Origin of the sequence: Mycolicibacterium austroafricanum, assembly GCF_902705885.1 — a bacterium.
In the GTDB taxonomy this organism is placed as follows: Bacteria; Actinomycetota; Actinomycetes; order Mycobacteriales; family Mycobacteriaceae; genus Mycobacterium; species Mycobacterium vanbaalenii_A.
This window is the reverse complement of sequence record NZ_CACSIP010000014.1, coordinates 79,535-97,105: the sequence shown is the minus strand read 5'-3', so window position 1 is coordinate 97,105 and position 17,571 is coordinate 79,535. Positions and strand designations below refer to the sequence as shown.

General features: G+C 65.6%; 16 protein-coding genes and 2 tRNA genes. 8 read left to right on the top strand and 10 right to left on the bottom strand.

Features of this window, described 5'->3' with window-relative positions; translation table 11 throughout:
* The first annotated feature begins 204 nt into the window (after positions 1–204).
* A complete protein-coding gene (locus BEMPMBAN_RS11615) occupies positions 205–522 on the top strand; it encodes a hypothetical protein (RefSeq protein ID WP_159230531.1) in 318 nt (105 codons plus the stop codon).
* Positions 523–542: 20 nt separating this feature from the next.
* Here BEMPMBAN_RS11615 and BEMPMBAN_RS11610 read toward each other — a convergent pair.
* The 10 genes from BEMPMBAN_RS11610 to dnaA all read right to left on the bottom strand — a co-directional run bounded on the left by BEMPMBAN_RS11610 (position 543) and on the right by dnaA (position 12,611).
* Positions 543–615: transfer RNA gene (locus BEMPMBAN_RS11610), tRNA-Ala, on the bottom strand.
* Positions 616–756: 141 nt separating this feature from the next.
* Positions 757–830: transfer RNA gene (locus BEMPMBAN_RS11605), tRNA-Ile, on the bottom strand.
* A 93-nt stretch (positions 831–923) separates the two neighbouring features.
* Positions 924–1,877 carry a DUF3566 domain-containing protein gene (locus BEMPMBAN_RS11600; RefSeq protein ID WP_159230530.1) on the bottom strand — a complete coding sequence of 318 codons (954 nt, stop codon included), beginning with the start codon at positions 1,875–1,877 and terminating at the stop codon, positions 924–926.
* Between the two features lie 48 nt (positions 1,878–1,925).
* Complete coding sequence (gene gyrA / locus BEMPMBAN_RS11595) at positions 1,926–4,433, bottom strand: DNA gyrase subunit A (protein ID WP_159230529.1); 2,508 nt, start codon at positions 4,431–4,433, stop codon at positions 1,926–1,928.
* Between the two features lie 21 nt (positions 4,434–4,454).
* The gene (gene gyrB, locus BEMPMBAN_RS11590) at positions 4,455–6,488 is read right to left on the bottom strand and encodes a DNA topoisomerase (ATP-hydrolyzing) subunit B (protein WP_159230528.1); all 2,034 of its coding nucleotides are present in this window, start codon (positions 6,486–6,488) and stop codon (positions 4,455–4,457) included.
* Positions 6,489–6,708: 220 nt separating this feature from the next.
* Positions 6,709–7,290 carry a DUF721 family protein gene (locus tag BEMPMBAN_RS11585; protein WP_159230527.1) on the bottom strand — a complete coding sequence of 194 codons (582 nt, stop codon included), beginning with the start codon at positions 7,288–7,290 and terminating at the stop codon, positions 6,709–6,711.
* Positions 7,290–8,447, bottom strand: a complete 1,158-nt coding sequence (recF, locus tag BEMPMBAN_RS11580; protein WP_159230526.1) for a DNA replication/repair protein RecF — start codon at positions 8,445–8,447, stop codon at positions 7,290–7,292. The genes BEMPMBAN_RS11585 and recF overlap by 1 nt, the downstream gene beginning before the upstream one ends.
* A gap of 13 nt (positions 8,448–8,460) precedes the next feature.
* Positions 8,461–9,354, bottom strand: coding sequence for a phosphogluconate dehydrogenase (NAD(+)-dependent, decarboxylating) (gene gnd, locus BEMPMBAN_RS11575; RefSeq protein WP_159230525.1), 894 nt, complete (start codon positions 9,352–9,354; stop codon positions 8,461–8,463).
* A gap of 33 nt (positions 9,355–9,387) precedes the next feature.
* A complete protein-coding gene (gene dnaN, locus BEMPMBAN_RS11570) occupies positions 9,388–10,581 on the bottom strand; it encodes a DNA polymerase III subunit beta (protein WP_159230524.1) in 1,194 nt (397 codons plus the stop codon).
* Positions 10,582–11,126: 545 nt separating this feature from the next.
* Positions 11,127–12,611: a chromosomal replication initiator protein DnaA gene (gene dnaA / locus BEMPMBAN_RS11565; protein WP_159230523.1), complete on the bottom strand. Its 1,485-nt coding sequence runs from the start codon at positions 12,609–12,611 to the stop codon at positions 11,127–11,129.
* 602 nt (positions 12,612–13,213) lie between these two features.
* Between dnaA and rpmH the strand changes: the two genes are divergently transcribed.
* From rpmH to BEMPMBAN_RS11530, 7 genes are all read left to right on the top strand, one after another.
* Positions 13,214–13,357, top strand: coding sequence for a 50S ribosomal protein L34 (gene rpmH / locus BEMPMBAN_RS11560; RefSeq protein ID WP_014818477.1), 144 nt, complete (start codon positions 13,214–13,216; stop codon positions 13,355–13,357).
* 21 nt (positions 13,358–13,378) lie between these two features.
* Positions 13,379–13,735, top strand: coding sequence for a ribonuclease P protein component (rnpA, locus tag BEMPMBAN_RS11555; protein WP_159230522.1), 357 nt, complete (start codon positions 13,379–13,381; stop codon positions 13,733–13,735).
* Positions 13,732–14,070, top strand: coding sequence for a membrane protein insertion efficiency factor YidD (gene yidD, locus BEMPMBAN_RS11550; protein ID WP_159230521.1), 339 nt, complete (start codon positions 13,732–13,734; stop codon positions 14,068–14,070). The genes rnpA and yidD overlap by 4 nt, the downstream gene beginning before the upstream one ends.
* On the top strand, positions 14,063–15,232 hold the full coding sequence (gene yidC / locus BEMPMBAN_RS11545; protein WP_159230520.1) for a membrane protein insertase YidC: 1,170 nt from the start codon (positions 14,063–14,065) through the stop codon (positions 15,230–15,232). Before yidD ends, yidC begins: the two co-directional genes overlap by 8 nt.
* A 36-nt stretch (positions 15,233–15,268) precedes the next feature.
* Positions 15,269–15,838: a Jag family protein gene (locus BEMPMBAN_RS11540; RefSeq protein WP_159230519.1), complete on the top strand. Its 570-nt coding sequence runs from the start codon at positions 15,269–15,271 to the stop codon at positions 15,836–15,838.
* 70 nt (positions 15,839–15,908) lie between these two features.
* Positions 15,909–16,589: a 16S rRNA (guanine(527)-N(7))-methyltransferase RsmG gene (gene rsmG, locus BEMPMBAN_RS11535; protein ID WP_159230518.1), complete on the top strand. Its 681-nt coding sequence runs from the start codon at positions 15,909–15,911 to the stop codon at positions 16,587–16,589.
* Positions 16,586–17,533: a ParA family protein gene (locus BEMPMBAN_RS11530; RefSeq protein ID WP_159230517.1), complete on the top strand. Its 948-nt coding sequence runs from the start codon at positions 16,586–16,588 to the stop codon at positions 17,531–17,533. The genes rsmG and BEMPMBAN_RS11530 overlap by 4 nt, the downstream gene beginning before the upstream one ends.
* Positions 17,534–17,571: the final 38 nt, after the last annotated feature.

The following is a 17,571-nucleotide window of genomic DNA, read 5'->3' as shown; positions in this document are numbered from 1 at the left end:
CTGCCGAGGACCATCGACATCCCACGAGATCCGACTTTTGCAGTGGAAGTGCGAGACGACGTCTACAGAACTCGGATCTCGTCGCAGCGGAAGGCAGATCCCGGGTCACCTCGCCGCGGATGTCCGCCCGCACGCTGAGGTGTAGCCGACCGGTCACACGGGGTATGGCTGCCTGCTGGAGGGCTCGACAACCGAGAGGCGCACATGAGCACCAGGGACGACGTGAAAGAGGATCTGGCGACGGTTTATCCCCGGCTGACGCGGCCCGACATCGAGCACGTCGTCGGCCTGCTCAACCGGGCCCCCGCCGCCGACCGGGGCATGAGCATTGCCACGGCGCTCAAGCCGGTGCTGCCGGAGGTCGCCGCGAGACTCGAGACATTGTCGACTGACGAGGTGACTGAGTATCTGCGCGTGCTGCGCGGTGTGGGAACGGTCACCCTGCAGTCCTGGACCGACCCCACCGGGCCCGGCCCAGGCATCGAGCAGATCACCACGTTCATCGACGAGTTCGAGAGCTGACGCGGGGGTCAGCGTGCTTGTGGAGCCTAGGAGATTCGAACTCCTGACATCTGCCTTGCAAAGGCAGCGCTCTACCAACTGAGCTAAGGCCCCCGGGTGCCTATCGGGAAGGCATGTCGGTGGTGGTGTGCCACACCTCGGCGCCGTGCTGGGTCCGCCACACCACCAGTGCGGCGGCCGCTGCGACTGCGGCGGCGAGCAGGAGCATCATCTTCATCGATGCACACCTTTCCGTGGGGCTAGGAGGACTCGAACCTCCGACCTCTTCGTTATCAGCGAAGCGCTCTAACCGCCTGAGCTATAGCCCCGTGAACCGCTAGCGGGGGACGCCCGCGAGCGGGCGCCGAGCGACGAGATTACCGCACCGGTGAGCTGTGGCCCAAACCCGAAAGACTGCCACCTCAGTCGCGGTCAGCGAGAGTGACCTCGACGCCGCCCACCAGGTCGGTGGTCAGGTTGTAGATGAACACCCCGATGGTGGCCGCCGCGGTCATCAGCACAATGTTCACCAGCCCGATCAGCGCGGCCCCACCGAAGATGGTGCCGCTGGACACCAGCTCGCCCCCGGCGCTGCCGCTGGCGCTGGTCAGCAGGTCACCGACGTTGCTGTTGAGCTTGCTCCACACACCCATGCCGCCGAGCACCAGATACAGGAACGCCACCGCGATCATCCAGACGAAGAACATCGCGACCGAGAGCACCAACGACACCTTCAACGCGCTCCACGGATCGATGCGCCGGATCTGCATGCTCGCCCGCACCGGCCCCTTGTGCGTCCGCGCCGCGACCTGCACCCTGCCAGGTGCCTGCGCTTTCTCCTGCCCCCTCGCCGGCTGCTCGGACGACGGACGCTCGGCCGGCTTGCGCTGCTGCTGCGGCCGGGGGACTGGACCCGACAGGTCCGGGATCTCACTGGCGTAGACGCCCGAACCACCCTCGGTACGCGCGCCGTGCTCGGGACGACCCGGCTCCGCGCGCACCACGTCGGTGCGCTCATTGCGCGCACCGGTGTCCGCCTCCGAGGCGGCGCCGCCGGACGCCGGCGAACCTGCGATGAAGCGGTTCAACCGGGCATCCAGACCCGTCGGGTTGCTCCGCGGACCGTCACCGGACGGAGGTCCGTCCGAGGGCTGCTGGTGCTGTCGACGAGTGACCGGGCCCCGTTGCCACGGCGGGACGTCGCCCGAGGCGGCGCCGCGCGCCGGCCCGGCCCCCGACGGCGGAGCATTGCTCGTCGTCGAATTCCCCGGCGAGCCACCCTCGTGGCCGGAGGACGAGGGTCCGGACCCGGAGCCGTTGGCCCCACCGGACCCCTCACCCGCACGCGGGTATCCCGGCTCGTTAGGTGAGCTCACCTGAGGCTCCTTAGCTCAGTGCCTGCTGCCTGCGCAGTGGGCGTCGCGTTACGAGTCGTCCGACCCGTCCGCTGCGTCATCACCGGCATCTTCTTCGGCGTTGCGCGCAACGGCAATCAGTGTGTCGCCATCGCCGAGGTTCATCAAGCGCACGCCCTTGGTTTGCCGTCCGGCCTTGCGCACCTGACGTGCCGCGGTCCGGATGACACCCCCGGTGGAGGTGATGGCGTACAGCTCGGTGTCGTCGTCGACGATCAACGCTCCGACCAGGGTGCCACGTCTGCGGTCGTATTGAATCGTGAGGATGCCTTTGCCGCCGCGTCCCTGCGACGAGTACTCCTCGATCGCGGTGCGCTTGGCGTAGCCACCCGATGTCGCGACCAGCAGGTATGTGTCGTCGCGCACGACGTTGAGCGACAGCAGCTGGTCCTCTTCGTTGAACCGCATGCCCTGCACACCCGAGGTCGCCCGACCCATCGGACGCAACGCCTCGTCGGTCGCCGAGAACCGGATCGACTGACCCTTCGCGGAGACCAACAGCAGATCCTCGTGGGCCGAGCACAGCACCGCACCGACCAGCTCGTCACCGTCGCGCAGGTTGATCGCGACGATGCCGCCGGAGCGGTTGGAGTCGAAGTCGACGAGCTTGGACTTCTTCACCAGGCCGTTGCGGGTGGCCAGCACCAGATACGGCGCGTCTTCGTAGCTCTTGATCTGGATGACCTGGGCGATGCGTTCCTCGGGCTGGAACGCCAGCAGGTTCGCCACGTGCTGGCCGCGCGCCGTGCGGGACGCCTCGGGCAGGTCGTAGGCCTTCGCGCGGTACACCCGGCCCTGCGTGGTGAAGAACAGAATCCAGTCGTGGGTGGAGCAGACGAAGAAGTGGTTGACAATGTCGTCCTGCTTGAGCCCGGCACCCTGGACGCCTTTGCCGCCGCGCTTCTGGCTGCGGTACAGGTCGGACTTGGTCCGCTTGGCGTACCCGGTCTCGGTGATCGTGACGACGACCTCTTCGCGGGCGATCAGGTCCTCGTCAGCGACGTCCCCGTCTGCCGGGATGATGCGGGTGCGGCGGTCGTCGCCGTACTTTTCAACGAGCTCCTTGAGCTCGTCGTGCACGATGGCGCGCTGACGTTCCGGCTTGGCCAGGATGTCCTCGAGGTCGGCGATCTCGGCCTCGATCTTGGCCAGGTCGTCGACGATGCGCTGCCGCTCCAGGGCGGCCAGGCGCCGCAGCTGCATGTCGAGGATGGCCTGCGCCTGGATGTCGTCGATGTCGAGCAGGTCGATCAGGCCGGCGCGGGCGATGTCGACGGTTTCCGAGGCCCGGATCAACGCGATGACCTCGTCGAGCGCGTCGAGTGCCTTGACCAGTCCGCGCAGGATGTGGGCCCGCTCGTTGGCCTTGCGCAGCCGGTAGGTGGTCCGGCGGACGATGACGTCCAACTGATGGACGACGTAGAGCCGGATCAGCTGATCCAGGCGCAGGGTTCGGGGGACCCCGTCGACGATCGACAGCATGTTGGCCCCGAAGCTGGTCTGCAGCTGGGTGTGCTTGTAGAGGTTGTTGAGCACCACCTTCGCCACCGCGTCGCGCTTGACCTCGACGACGATGCGCAACCCGACACGGTCGCTGCTCTGGTCCTCGATGTTGGAGATGCCCGCCAGCTTGCCGTCGCGGACCTGGTCGGCGATCGAGGTGATGAAGTTGTCGTGGTTCACCTGGTACGGCAGCTCGGTGATGACCAGCAGGGAGCGGCCTCTCGAGTCCTCCTCGACCTCGACCACACCCCGCATCCGGATCGAACCGCGGCCGGTGGTGTACGCGTCGTGGATTCCCTGCGAGCCGACGATCAGACCGTGGGTGGGGAAGTCCGGTCCTTTGACCCGTTCGGTGACCGCGGTGAGCGTGGTCTCTTCGTCGGCGTCGTAGTTGTCCAGACACCAGAACACGGCCTCGGCCAGCTCGCGCAGGTTGTGCGGCGGCATGTTGGTCGCCATACCGACCGCGATGCCACCGGAGCCGTTGGCCAACAGATTGGGGAACCGGCTGGGCAGAACGGTAGGTTCCTGAACTCGGCCGTCGTAGTTCGGGATGAAATCGACTGTCTCCTCGTCGATCTCACGCAGCATTTCCATTGCCAGCGGTGTGAGGCGCGCTTCGGTGTACCTCATGGCGGCCGGCGGGTCGTTGCCCGGCGAGCCGAAGTTGCCCTGACCGTCGACCAGTGGGTAGCGCAGCGACCACGGCTGCGCCATCCGGACCAGGGTGTCGTAGATCGACGAATCACCGTGCGGGTGATAGTTACCCATCGTCTCGGCGACCGAGCGCGCCGACTTCGCGTGCCCGCGGTCGGGCCGGAAGCCGGAGTCGTACATCGCGTACAGCACCCTGCGGTGCACCGGCTTGAGCCCGTCCCGGACCTCCGGCAGCGCCCGGCCCACGATCACGCTCATCGCGTAGTCGATGTAGCTGCGCTGCATCTCCTGCTGGATGTCGACCGGTTCGATCCGGTCGCCGGCTTCGTCGCCGGGGGGCAGCGTTGTGTCAGTCATTCAGATCCCTCGTAGGTCGACTCAAACATCCAGGAAGCGAACGTCTCTGGCGTTGCGGGTGATGAAGCTGCGCCGGGCTTCGACGTCCTCGCCCATCAGAATGGAGAACAGTTCGTCGGCTGCCGCGGCGTCGTCGAGCGTGATCCGCCGCAGCACCCGTGCGCTCGGATCCATTGTGGTCTCCCACAGTTCCTTGGCATCCATCTCACCGAGACCCTTGTAGCGCTGGATGCCGTCGTCGACGTTGATCTTCCTGCCCGCGGCCCGGCCGGCTTCGAGCAGACCGTCACGCTCCCGGTCGGAATAGGCGAACTCGGGCTCGCTGCGCTGCCATTTGAGCTTGTACAGCGGCGGTTGCGCGAGGAACACGTGCCCGTGCTCGATGAGAGGCTTCATGAACCGGAACAGCAACGTCAACAGCAGGGTCGAGATGTGCTGGCCGTCGACGTCCGCGTCGGCCATCAGCACGATCTTGTGGTAGCGCAGCTTCGAGATGTCGAACTCGTCATGGATGCCGGTGCCCAGCGCGGTGATGATCGCCTGGACCTCGGTGTTCTTGAGCACCCGGTCGATGCGTGCCTTCTCGACGTTGATGATCTTGCCGCGCAACGGCAGGATCGCCTGGTACATCGAGTCGCGGCCGCTCTTGGCGGAGCCGCCGGCCGAATCACCCTCCACCACATACACTTCCGACAGAACCGGATCGGTGGAGCGGCAGTCCGCCAGCTTACCGGGCAGTCCGCCGATATCGGTGGCGCTCTTGCGGCGCACCAACTCCCGCGCCTTGCGGGCGGCCAGGCGGGCCTGCGCCGACGAGACCGCCTTGTTGACGACGGTCTTGGCTTCGGCAGGGTTGGCCTCGAACCAATGGGAGAGCTGTTCGTTGCAGATCTTCTGGACGAACGACTTCACCTCGGTGTTGCCGAGTTTGGTCTTGGTCTGACCCTCGAACTGCGGGTCGCTGACCTTGACCGAGATCACCGCTGCCAGGCCCTCACGGATGTCGTCGCCGGTGAGGTTGGGATCTTTTTCCTTGAGCAGCTTCTTGTCCTTGGCGTACTTGTTCACCACCGTGGTGAGCGCGCTGCGGAAACCCTCCTCGTGCGTGCCGCCTTCGTGGGTGTTGATGGTGTTGGCGAACGTGTGGACGGATTCGGAGTAGCCGGCATTCCACTGCATCGCGATCTCGACCTCGTGGCCGGGACCCTTGCCGTCGAAGTCGATGATGCTCTGCTGGATCGGGGTCTTGGTGCGGTTGATGTGTTTGACATAGTCGACCAGACCGCCGGGGTAGTGGAAGGTGCGGTGCTTGACCTTGTGCGGACCGGCGGCTTCCGCAGCCTTCTCGTCGGCGGTTTTCGGTGCCTCGGCGGTGTCGCTCACCACATCGTCGACCACCTCTTCGGCGGTGACCCGCTCATCGGTGAGGTCGATGGTCAGGCCCTTGTTGAGAAATGCCATCTCCTGCAGACGACGCGCGACGGTCTCGAAGTCGTACTCGGTGGTCTCGAAGATGTCGGGGTCGGCCCAGAACCGGATGGTGGTGCCGGTCTTGCTGGACGGGCCGCCCTGCTTGAGGGTGCCGGGCACCGAGCGGTCGTAATACTGGAACCACTCGTAACCGTCACGCAGGATGGTGGCCTCCAGCCGGGTGGACAGCGCATTGACCACCGAGACGCCCACACCGTGCAGACCGCCGCTGACGTTGTAACCGCTGTTCTCGCCGCCGAACTTGCCGCCGGCGTGCAGTTGGGTCATGACCACGTCGACGGTGGGCGCGCCGCTGGCGTGCATCTCCACCGGGATGCCACGCCCGTCGTCGGTGACCTGAACGCTGCCATCAGCCAGAATCCTGACGTCCACCCTGGTGGCGTAGCCGGCCATGGCCTCGTCGATGGCATTGTCGACGACCTCCCAGACAAGGTGGTGCAAGCCACGCTCACCGGTAGAGCCGATGTACATGCCCGGACGTTTCCGGACAGCCTCCAAGCCCTCCAGAATCGTGATGGCGGAGGCGCCATACTCATTTGAAGCACTCTTCTTCTGGGCAGCCACGTTGAACGCGTCTCCTTGGGGTTCGCATGCGGGGGGCGACGGCCCCTCGCGGATCTCTCACCGAGTCTACCGTCAGGCACTGTCAGCACTGACTCTGAGGCGGCGTTTCTGCACACCTATTTGCGCCGTCTGCGGAATTTCTCGAATCTCGATACGTGCCGACGCCTGAGAGTTGTGGATGAATCCTTGTCGGCGCTCTCAGCCAGTGGTAAGGAGAGACTCACCCGTAGGTGTCGCGTGGTCCCCTTCCCGGCACCCGGTACGGACCCTTGCGCCACGACGGCCCCACCGGTCCGACGATTCTCAACGAGGTGACCACCCCGTCGCCGACCGCCGCGGCGATCTTGGCCAACAGCTGGGCCTGCACCATCCGCAGCTGCGTCGCCCACGCCGTCGATTCGGCCGACACCGTGAGCACACCGTCGTTCAACGACGTCGGCGTCGCGTGGGCGGCGATCTGCTCACCGACCACCGAACGCCACCGGCCGAACACCGAGCCCTCGGCGACCCGACCAGACCAACCCCGGCTACGCGCCAGATCGCTGGTGGCCGCTCCCAGCAGTTGCGGATCGCGGCCGTCAGGGCCCGGGCCGGACCAGCGACGCCTGCTGTTGCCCGCGACCCGCCGCGGTGCGGGGGAAGTCCGGCCGCGGCCGACGTTCTTGCCCTGCACCCGTGCCGCCCCGCGCGCCTCCTCGAGCGTGCGCCGCACCAGGTCCATGCCCTTGATTCGCGTCAGGTCCGCCGGCGGCCCCACCGGGCCGTCGTCGGCGCTGTCTCCGTCGAGGTGTTCGTCATCCATCACTTCACCGCCGAGATCCGACCGTGGTCGCCGTCGTGCATCGTGATGTCGACCCGCCGCACGTCCCAGTCGGAGGGGATGTCCTCGTGTACTGCAGCGGTCACTAGGACCTGCTCCGCCGAGGCCGCGACCGTGGCGAGCGCTTCCCTTCGGGCACTGTCGAGTTCGGCGAACACGTCGTCGAGCAACAACACCGGATCCCCGCCCTCGGTGCGAAGCAGTTCGTAGGCCGCCAGCCGCAGGGCCAGGGCCACCGACCACGATTCACCGTGGCTGGCAAAGCCTTTGGCGATCTGTTCGCCGAGCCGCAACTCCAGATCGTCGCGGTGTGGTCCGACCAGGCACACGCCGCGCTCCAGCTCGGCTTCCCGGCGGCGGCTCAGCGCATCGAGCAACGCCGCCTCGAAGACCTCGGCGTCGGCGATGCCGGCGGCTGCCTCATTCTCGACCACGTCCACACTGCTGCGGTAGCGGATCGTCGCCGGCCGGGACGTGGGCGCGAGCAGCTGATAGGCCTTCTCCACCTCGGGAGCCAGTTCGGTCACCAGTTGCACTCGGGCAGCGATCAATTGGGCCCCGTGGGCGGCGAGGTGCCCGTCCCACACATCGAGGGTCTCCAGCGCGCTGCGATCACCACGAAACCGGGCGCCGGCCGCGGTCTTCAGCAGGGCGGTCCGCTGCCGCAGCACCTTGTCGTAATCGGCCCGCACCCCGGCGATTCGGGGACGTCGGGTGGTCGCCAACTCGTCGAGATAGCGTCGCCTCTCACTCGGGTCGCCCCGCACCAGCGACAGGTCCTCCGGCGCGAACAACACCGCGCGCAACACACCCAGGATCTCGCGGGCCGACCTCACCGGGGACCGATTCAACCGGGCCTTGTTCGCCCGCCCCGACGTGATGTCAAGATCAACAGCGAGCTCGCGGCCGTCGCTGACCACGATCGTCGATACCACCGCGCGGTCGGCACCGGCACGAATCAGTGGTGCATCCGATGCCACCCGGTGGGAGCCCAGTGTCGACGAATACCACAACGCCTCGATCAGATTCGTCTTACCGAAACCGTTGGGGCCGACGAACACCGTGCGTCCCGGTTCGAGATCGAGTTCGACGCGCTCCCAGGACCGGAAGTCGGTCAGCGCAAGGTGGCGGACATGCACGGATACACCCCGGTCACCCGGACTCGCTCACTCGCTTGACAGCGTGGCCGCCGAACTGGTTACGAAGCGCTGCCACCGCCTTCATCGTCGGCGAATCATCTTGGCGGGAAAGGAATCTCGCGAACAGGGCGGCAGCGATGCTGGGAACCGGAACCCGCAACCGAATCGCTTCCTCGACCGTCCACCGGCCCTCGCCGGAGTCCTCGGTGTAACCGCTGATCTCGGCGAGCCCCGGATCTTCTTTGAGCGCCCTGGCGAGCAGTTGTTGCAGCCACGAGCGCACCACGGTGCCGTTCGACCAGGCTTGATAGACCGCCTGCGGGCTTTTCACCAGGTCTTCGGCGGCCAGCATCTCGTAGCCCTCGGCGTAAGCCGTCATCAGGGCGTACTCGACACCGTTGTGCACCATCTTGGCGAAATGTCCCGCCCCGACCGGCCCGACGTGAACAAAGCCGTCCTCGACGGGCCCCGGCGGCCGCAGCGTGTCGAAGATCGGCATGGCGCGTTCGACATCGGCGTCTGAGCCGCCCACCATCAGTCCGTAACCTTCGGTCAGGCCCCAGATGCCGCCGGAAACACCAGCATCTATGAACCCAACGCCTTTGTCCCCCAAAACCTTTGCATGCGGCGCATCCTCGGTGTATCGCGAGTTGCCGCCGTCGATCACCAGATCGCCGTCGCTGAGAATCCCGGCCAGAGCCGAGATGGTCTGCTCGGTCACGGTGCCGGACGGCACCATGACCCACACCACGCGCGGCGACTCCAGCGCCGAGGCCAGCTCCTCCAGCGATCCGACATCGGAGACCTCCGGCCTCGGGTCGTATCCGACGACCTCATGACCTCCCTCGCGCAGACGGGTACGCATGTTGAAACCCATCTTGCCGAGCCCGATGAGACCTAATTGCATGTCAACGCCCCTTCTCCTGTCGGTGCCATCGGGTCACCCTGGCAGGCGCACCGGCATCAACAAGTAGACATAGTCGGTTTGAGCGGCCGGGAAAGGTCCAGTGCCACCGGCGTCGCCACCATCTTCTCCCGCCGGACGCAACACCGCTGGGCGGCTGGGGGTAGTGAAACCGAACGTCACCCGTTCCGCATGCAGTGAGCTGAGCCCGTCGGTGAGGTACGTCGGGTTGAACGCGATAGTCAGGGGATCGCCGGAAAACTCCACCGGCAGGTCCTCTTCGGCACGGCCCACATCGTCGGCGCCGGCCGACAACCGCAACACGTCGTCGGCGAACTCCATCCGGACCTGCGCTCCGCGGTCGGCGACCAGCGCGACACGTTTGATCGCTTCACTGAGTTCGGCGACCGCGATGGTCGCGATGGCGGTGTGTTCGCTGGGCAACAGCTGACGGAACTTCGGGAACTCGGCGTCCAGCAGGCGCGTGGTGCTGCGTTTGCCCCTGCTGCGAATCCCCAACAGTCCCTCTTTACCGACGGTGGGACCGGACCCGAGCGCCAGATGCACTTCTTCGCCGTCGGTTCCCGCCTTGGCGGCTTCCGCCAGCGTCTTGGCCGGCACCAGCACCGCGGCTTCCACCCCGGCGGTCTCAGTCGACCAGGTCAGCTCCCGTACCGCCAGACGGAAACGGTCGGTGGCGGCCAAAACCACCTTCTCACCGGAGATCTCGACCCGGATGCCGGTCAGCATGGGCAGCGTGTCATCACGGCCGGCGGCAACAGCCACCTGGCCGATGGCCTCGGCGAACAGATCCGAGGAAACCATCCCGGTCTCATCGGGCAACGTGGGCAGGGTCGGGTAATCCTCGACGGCCATCGTCGGCAGCGAGAAACGGGCGCTGCCGCAGGTCAGCGACACCCGGGTGCCCTCGACGCTGACGTCGACCGGCTTGGCCGGCAACGACCTGACGATGTCGGACAACAGCCGTCCGGAAACCAAAACGCTTCCCGGAGAAGCGATTTCAGCGGCGATCTGCACCTCGGCGGAGACCTCGTAGTCGAACCCCGAGATGGTCAGACCGTCGTCCGATCCGGTGAGCAGCACCCCGGCGAGCACCGGGACCGTCGGCCGGGACGGCAGGTTGCGTGCCACCCAGGCAACCGCGTCAGCGAAGTCTTCCCGGGTCAGCCGAAACTTCAAATCCGTGAGACCTGCCGTCGCCACGTTCATAGCGTCCCTTCGATGCACACCCGACAAAAGCCATAATCAGCGGTTTACCGGCGTCGCATGCCGCGTCGCCCCGGACGCGCTACGACGACCGAAACGGCTGTCGATGAACCACCGTAGAGCTTCCGGCCCCAACTTGAAAGCTAATCGATGCGGCCGACATCTGGGCGGGTAACGACTGGCGAGGCACAAAAGTTCGGGGTGTCCCCAGCTGCCTTCTTCTAGAAGAAATCCATAGATATCTAAGAGCAACAGTAATAGGTCCTGTGGAGTCTGGGGATAGCAGTGGTCCGCCGCAGGCAGACGGGCATGACGGGGTGTTGGCGCAATGTGGATACCCGGTGGGCAACCTGGGGGCGGCTGGGGATGGGGCCGGCGTTGTGGACCGATCCGGTGCCCGCTCGACGATTGACCCGAGGTTGTGCACATGTCGGTGCACAGGGAGATCCTGTGACTGGTGTGACGACCGGGGCGGAAGTTTTTTTGGGATCCATCGTCGAGGAGGCAGCAGAGAACCACGATCGTTGCGGTTTGCGGCAGGGGAATTGTCAGCGCTTGGCGCGCTGGCGGATCCGGGTGGTGAGTTCTTTCACGTGATCGAAGACCTCACGGCGCTCGGCCATCTCGGCACGGATCTTCTTCTCCGCGTACATCACGGTGGTGTGGTCGCGGCCGAACGCCTGCCCGATCTTGGGCAGGGACAGGTCGGTGAGCTCACGGCACAGATACATCGCGATCTGGCGCGACTGGGCGAGCGCGCGGGTCTTGCCCGGGCCGCGTAGCTCCTCGATGCTGGTCTCGAAGTACTCGGCGGTGGCCGCCATGATCGCGGCGGTGCTGATCTGCATCGTGGACGCATCGGAGATCAGATCACGCAACACGATCTCGGCCAGGGACTTGTCGATCGCTGTCTTGTTGAGTGAGGCGAACGCGGTGACCCGGATCAGCGCGCCCTCGAGTTCGCGGATGTTGCGTTCGATCCGGCTGGCGATCAACTCGAGCACGTCGTCGGGGACGTCCAGCCGGTCCATCTGAGCCTTCTTGCGCAGGATGGCGATCCGGGTCTCGAGTTCCGGTGGCTGGACGTCGGTGATCAGTCCCCACTCGAAGCGGGTGCGCAACCGGTCTTCCAGGGTGGCGAGCTGCTTGGGCGGTCGATCGGAGGAGATCACGATCTGCTTGTTCGCGTTGTGCAGCGTGTTGAAGGTGTGGAAGAACTCTTCCTGGATGCCGTCTTTGCCTTCGATGAACTGGATGTCGTCGACCAGCAGCACGTCGATGTCGCGATAGGTGCGCTTGAACGACGCCCTGCGGTCGTCGCGCAGCGAGTTGATGAAGTCGTTGGTGAACTCTTCGGTCGAGACGTACTTGACCCGCATACCGGGGAACAGCCGCTGCGCGTAGTTCCCGGCGGCGTGCAGCAGATGGGTCTTGCCCAGCCCGGATTCGCCCCAGATGAACAACGGGTTGTAGGCGCGCGCCGGTGCTTCGGCGATGGCCAGCGACGCGGCGTGGGCGAACCGGTTGGAGGCGCCGATGACGAAGGTCTCGAAGGTGTAGCGGCGGTTGAGGGTGACGGCGGTGTCATCGGCCGGCGAGGTGTTGGCGCGTTTGGAGAAGTACGACGGCCAGCTCTCCTCGGCGCTGGCGCGGGCCGCCAGGTCTTCGTCGACGTCGTCGTCGACGTCGTCGACATCCGGGGCAACGGCTTCGCGCATTCCGGCATGGAGGTCGTCGCTGTGGTCCGGGCCGGGGTCTGCGATCCGGACGCCGAGATCAACACGCTGTCCGAGCTGGCGGCTCAACGCGGTGACGATCGGCTCGCGGAGGTGACGTTCGATCTCGTTCTGGACGAAGGCGGTGGGAACCGACAGAAGTGCAAAACCTTCGGTGATGACGAGCGGACGGACCAGCTTGAGCCAGGCCCGTTGCTGCGGCGTGAGCACCCCGTTGGCCGCGCCGGCGACACCATTGAGCTCGGCGACGACGTTGTTCCAGATTGCGACGAAGGGCGGATCGGGGTCAGTTGTCAACGACCCGCACCCCCTAGCGGCCGGCCCAGGGACGGCCAAAAGGACGGAAACGAACTGTCCACAAAGTTATCCCCAGGTTGTGGAGAGAGGACGTTCATCGCCGTCTGGTTGTCTACCGGCGTGGCTACCGCTGGCCGGAGCTCGTCATTGGGCAGGTGTATTCCTGCATTTCCAGTGGGCTCGCGACGGAGTGGACAGCCTCGCTTCGTTGTCTTTCGCCGTTCCGGCGTGGAATCGGCATTGCCAGAAGCTAACAGTTTTCTCTCCGAGTGCCAACAGTTCTGCAACATTGCGGAGACGCGATTTTTGTGCCAGTTCGGTACGGGCTCAATAGTTCCTGATGAGCGTGACAGCTGTGGTTGGTGTGGTGGGCATGCCCATACGCCGAGCGGGTTTTCGCAGGTTTGACCCAGCGAATCCTCGTCAGTACCCTCGAACAGTCGCCCGCACGTGGCGGTACGGCTGCGATCCGGTACTGCCGGAGGCCGCGCCGGTTAGCAATGTTAGACGGACGAACTTACCAGCGGCCGACTGCGACACGCCTGTCATGAGGGTTCATGGGGCGGGATCGCGGCGGCCAGACGCAACAAGGAGTGACAGCCGTGGCCAAGGGCAAGCGGACCTTTCAGCCCAACAATCGCCGTCGGGCGAGGGTGCACGGGTTCCGGCTGCGGATGCGTACGCGCGCCGGCCGGGCCATTGTGTCGGACCGGCGCCGCAAGGGCCGTCGCTCACTGACTGCGTGATGCGGCGCAAGGTCTGACGCGGTGCTTCCGGCGCAGTACCGGATGACGCGCTCGGCCGAGTTCGGCCTCACGGTGAGTCGCGGCACCAAAGCCGCACAACCGGACCTGGTTCTGTACACCCGCGCCGACAAGGCCGGAGACCCTGGACCCAGGATCGGTCTGGTCGTGTCGAAAGCAGTAGGCAATGCAGTACAGAGGCATCGCGTGTCCCGTCGGCTTCGTCATGCCGCGCGCACCATTCTCCATGAGCTCGATGCCGAGGACCGCGTGGTGATCCGTGCGTTGCCGAGCAGTCGCAACGCGATCTCACCTCGGCTGGAGGCGGAGCTTCGCACGGCGTTGCAGAAGATCAGGATGCGTTCCGGAGAATCGAAGTGACCTCGCGGTCGCGGGGCGCACGGACAGTGGTCTTCCTGATCCAGCTCTATCGCCACACCATCTCGCCGTTGCGACTGCCGACCTGTCGATTCACGCCGACGTGCAGCCAGTACGCCGTCGAGGCGCTCACCGAGTTCGGATTGATCCGGGGTGGGTGGCTGGCACTCGTCCGCCTGCTGAAATGTGGCCCATGGCATAACGGAGGATGGGACCCGATACCCGATCGAAAGACCGACCGCGCGGAGCACCGCGGCGAAGCCGCCGAAGGTGCCTGTGACGTAGCCGAGCGCCGGCCCAGCACGGTGCACCAAGGAGAGAGTCAAACGCGTGTTTAATTGGTTGAGCCTCGACATCATCTACTACCCGGTGTCGGCGATCATGTGGGTTTGGTACAAGGCCTTCGCCTTCTTACTCGGACCGTCGAACTTCTTCGCGTGGGCGCTGTCGGTGGTGTTCCTGGTGTTCACCCTGCGCGCGATCCTCTACAAGCCGTTCGTCCGGCAGATCCGCACCACCCGGCAGATGCAGGAACTGCAGCCACAGATCAAGGCACTTCAGAAGAAGTACGGCAAGGATCGCCAGCGCATGGCGCTGGAGATGCAGAAGCTGCAACGCGAGCACGGCTTCAACCCGATTCTCGGATGCCTGCCGATGCTCGCGCAGATCCCGGTGTTCATCGGCCTGTTTCACGTGCTGCGGTCCTTCAACCGAACAGGCGGGTTCGGCATCGGCCACCTGAACCTGTCGGTGGATGAAAACCGTAGCCTGGGCAATTACGTCTTCAGCGCCACCGATGTCGGGCATTTTCTGGACGCGAACTTCTTCGGTGCACCGCTAGGTGCCTTCATGATTCAGAAGTCGGGGCTCGAGGCATTCACCCAGTTCGGAGGATTCAGTCGGACTGCCCTGATCGCAGTCGGGGTGCCCATCATGATCGCGGCAGGCATCGCCACGTACTTCAACAGCCGGGCCTCGATTTCGCGGCAGAGCCCCGAAGCTGCGGCCAATCCCCAGACCGCAATCATGAACAAACTCGCGCTCTACGTCTTCCCGCTCGGTGTTGTGGTCGGCGGTCCGTTCCTGCCCTTGGCGATCATCCTGTACTGGCTTGCCAACAACGTCTGGACGTTCGGTCAGCAGCACTACGTCTTCGGCAAGATCGAGAAGGAAGAAGAGCAGAAGAAGCTCGAGGCGTTGGAGCGCCGGGCGGCCAATGCCCCGGCTCCCGGATCCAAGCCCAGCCGCAAGAAGAAGTCGGCCGCCAACGCGGCCACGGAGGCGGACGGTGATCCGCAGTCGCCCACGACTGACGGCGACGCGGACGCGGTGCCCGACGGTACCGAGACCAATGGGTCCACCGACGCGGGTGCGAGCGACGCGGGTGCGGCCCGGCGGGATCCGCCGGGTGGTGCGCAGAAGGCGAAACCAGCCGCGCGCAATGGCGCCGTCAGCCGCACTCCGAAACCCGGCGCTCGGCCGAAGAAGCGCAAACGTTGACGCGCGGGCGACCGCGAAAGAGGAAGAGGTGATTGCATGACGAATTCGGAGACTGCTGCTCCGGTCGAGACGGCCGAACGTAGCGAGGACGTCGATCCCATCGAGACCGACACGGATGACGGCGCCGAAGGCGGCGAGGATCTCGAGGAGAAATTGGTCGCCGAGGGCGAGATCGCCGGCGACTATCTGGAAGAGCTGCTGGACCTGTTGGACTTCGACGGTGACATCGACCTCGACGTGGAAGGCGACCGCGCCGTGGTGAGCATCGACGGTGGCGGGGATCTGACCAAGTTGGTCGGGCGCAAGGGCGAGGTGCTCGACGCCCTGCAGGAGTTGACCCGGTTGGCCGTGCACCAGAAGACGGGCGAGCGGAGTCGGCTGATGTTGGATGTCGCGCAGTGGCGTAAGCGCCGTCGCGAGGAACTGGCCGCCGTGGGGGACAAGGTGGCGCGCCGGGTTCTGGAGACAGGGGACCGCGAAGAGCTGTCCCCGATGACACCGTTCGAGCGGAAGATCGTGCACGACGCGGTCGCCGCAGTGCAGGGCGTGCACAGCGAGAGCGAGGGCGTGGAGCCGGCGCGGCGCGTGGTGGTTCTCGCCGACTGACTGGAGTTACATCCATGTAGTTCGTTCGGAGTGGTGTTGGTTCGCCGCGGATGTTCGGAGGATGTTTCACGTGAAACACGCTGAAGTGGCCCCGCCGCCCGACGCGGTCGAAGCGCTCTTCGGCGACGCGGCGGACCGGGCCTATCGGTACGCGCGGATCTTGGCCGGCGCTGGGGTCGAACGTGGCTTGCTGGGCCCCCGCGAAGTCGATCGGGTCTGGGACCGGCACGTGCTCAACAGCGCAGTGGTGTCGGAACTGCTCAGCCACGGCGAGCGGATCGCCGACATCGGTAGTGGAGCGGGCCTGCCCGGGATACCGTTGGCGTTGGCCCGACCGGACCTTTCCCTGACGCTCGTCGAACCACTGTTGAGGCGAAGCGATTTTCTCCGTGAGGTGATCGCCGAGCTGGACCTCGCCTGTGTCGTCGTGCGTGGCCGGGCGGAGGACCGAGCGGTTCGGGCCGAAGTCGGGGAGGTGGATGCGGTGGTGTCGCGAGCGGTCGCATCCCTCGACAAGCTGGCGAAGTGGAGTACGCCGCTATTACGCCCCGGTGGTCGCATGCTGGCGATCAAAGGGGAGCGGGCGAAAGAAGAAATCGAAGAGCATCGCCGGGCAATGACGGGACTGGGCGTGACTGAGGTGAAGGTGATGAAATGTGGCGCTCAATTCGTGGATCCGCCCGTGACGGTGGTCGTAGGGTTGCAGGGGACACCGCGGAGCGAACGGCCGCCGGGAAGGAAGCGCAGATGATGGCAGTTCCCGAGAGCCGGGAACCCGAGGACGACCCCGCCGATGTTTCACGTGAAACGTGGAGTTCCCCGGACGTGGATACGCCCATCGGCGCTGAGGCCGAACGTGCAGTGCGATTGATGCAGGCGGCCACCCAAGGCCAGCCGCCGCGACCCGCGCGCCAGCGCATCCTGACCATCGCCAACCAGAAAGGCGGCGTCGGCAAGACGACCACCGCGGTGAACATCGCCGCCGCGCTGGCGCTGCAGGGTCTGCGGACCCTCGTCATCGACCTGGATCCGCAGGGCAATGCGAGCACGGCGCTGGGGATCGAACACCGACCCGGGACCCCGTCGTCGTATGAGGTCCTGATCGGTGACATCCCGGTCGAGACGGCACTGCAGCGCAGCCCGCACAACGAGCGCCTGTTCTGCATCCCCGCCACCATCGACCTTGCCGGTGCCGAGATCGAATTGGTCAGCATGGTCGCGAGGGAGGGCCGGCTCCGAACGGCGCTGGCCGAGCTGAAGCACCACGACTTCGACTACGTCTTCATCGACTGCCCGCCCTCGCTCGGCTTGCTGACGATCAACGCGTTGGTGGCCGCTCCGGAGGTGTTGATTCCGATCCAGTGCGAGTACTACGCCCTCGAAGGCGTCGGGCAGTTGCTCCGGAACATCGAGATGGTGAAGTCGCATCTCAATCCCGAGCTGGATGTCACGACGGTAGTCCTGACGATGTACGACGGCCGGACGAAGCTGGCCGATCAGGTCGCGATGGACGTACGAGCACATTTCGGCGACAAGGTGTTGCGCACCGTCATCCCCCGCAGCGTCAAGGTGTCCGAGGCGCCGGGGTACGGCATGACGATCATCGACTTCGACCCCGGCTCCCGGGGGGCGATGAGCTACCTGGATGCGAGTCGAGAACTGGCGCACCGCGGGCTGGAGGAACAAGCCCGATGAGCGCACGCCCGGCGCGGACCTGCTCGATGAGAAGAGGG

Excerpts from the sequence above, each read along its gene's own strand:
- BEMPMBAN_RS11615 (WP_159230531.1), top strand. The coding sequence starts at position 205 with ATGAGCACCAGGGACGACGTGAAAGAGGATCTGGCGACGGTTTATCCC.
- gyrA (WP_159230529.1), bottom strand. The coding sequence starts at position 4,433 with ATGACTGACACAACGCTGCCCCCCGGCGACGAAGCCGGCGACCGGATC.
- BEMPMBAN_RS11585 (WP_159230527.1), bottom strand. The coding sequence starts at position 7,290 with ATGGATGACGAACACCTCGACGGAGACAGCGCCGACGACGGCCCGGTG.
- gnd (WP_159230525.1), bottom strand. The coding sequence starts at position 9,354 with ATGCAATTAGGTCTCATCGGGCTCGGCAAGATGGGTTTCAACATGCGT.
- dnaN (WP_159230524.1), bottom strand. The coding sequence starts at position 10,581 with ATGAACGTGGCGACGGCAGGTCTCACGGATTTGAAGTTTCGGCTGACC.
- BEMPMBAN_RS11540 (WP_159230519.1), top strand. The coding sequence starts at position 15,269 with ATGACGAATTCGGAGACTGCTGCTCCGGTCGAGACGGCCGAACGTAGC.
- BEMPMBAN_RS11530 (WP_159230517.1), top strand. The coding sequence starts at position 16,586 with ATGATGGCAGTTCCCGAGAGCCGGGAACCCGAGGACGACCCCGCCGAT.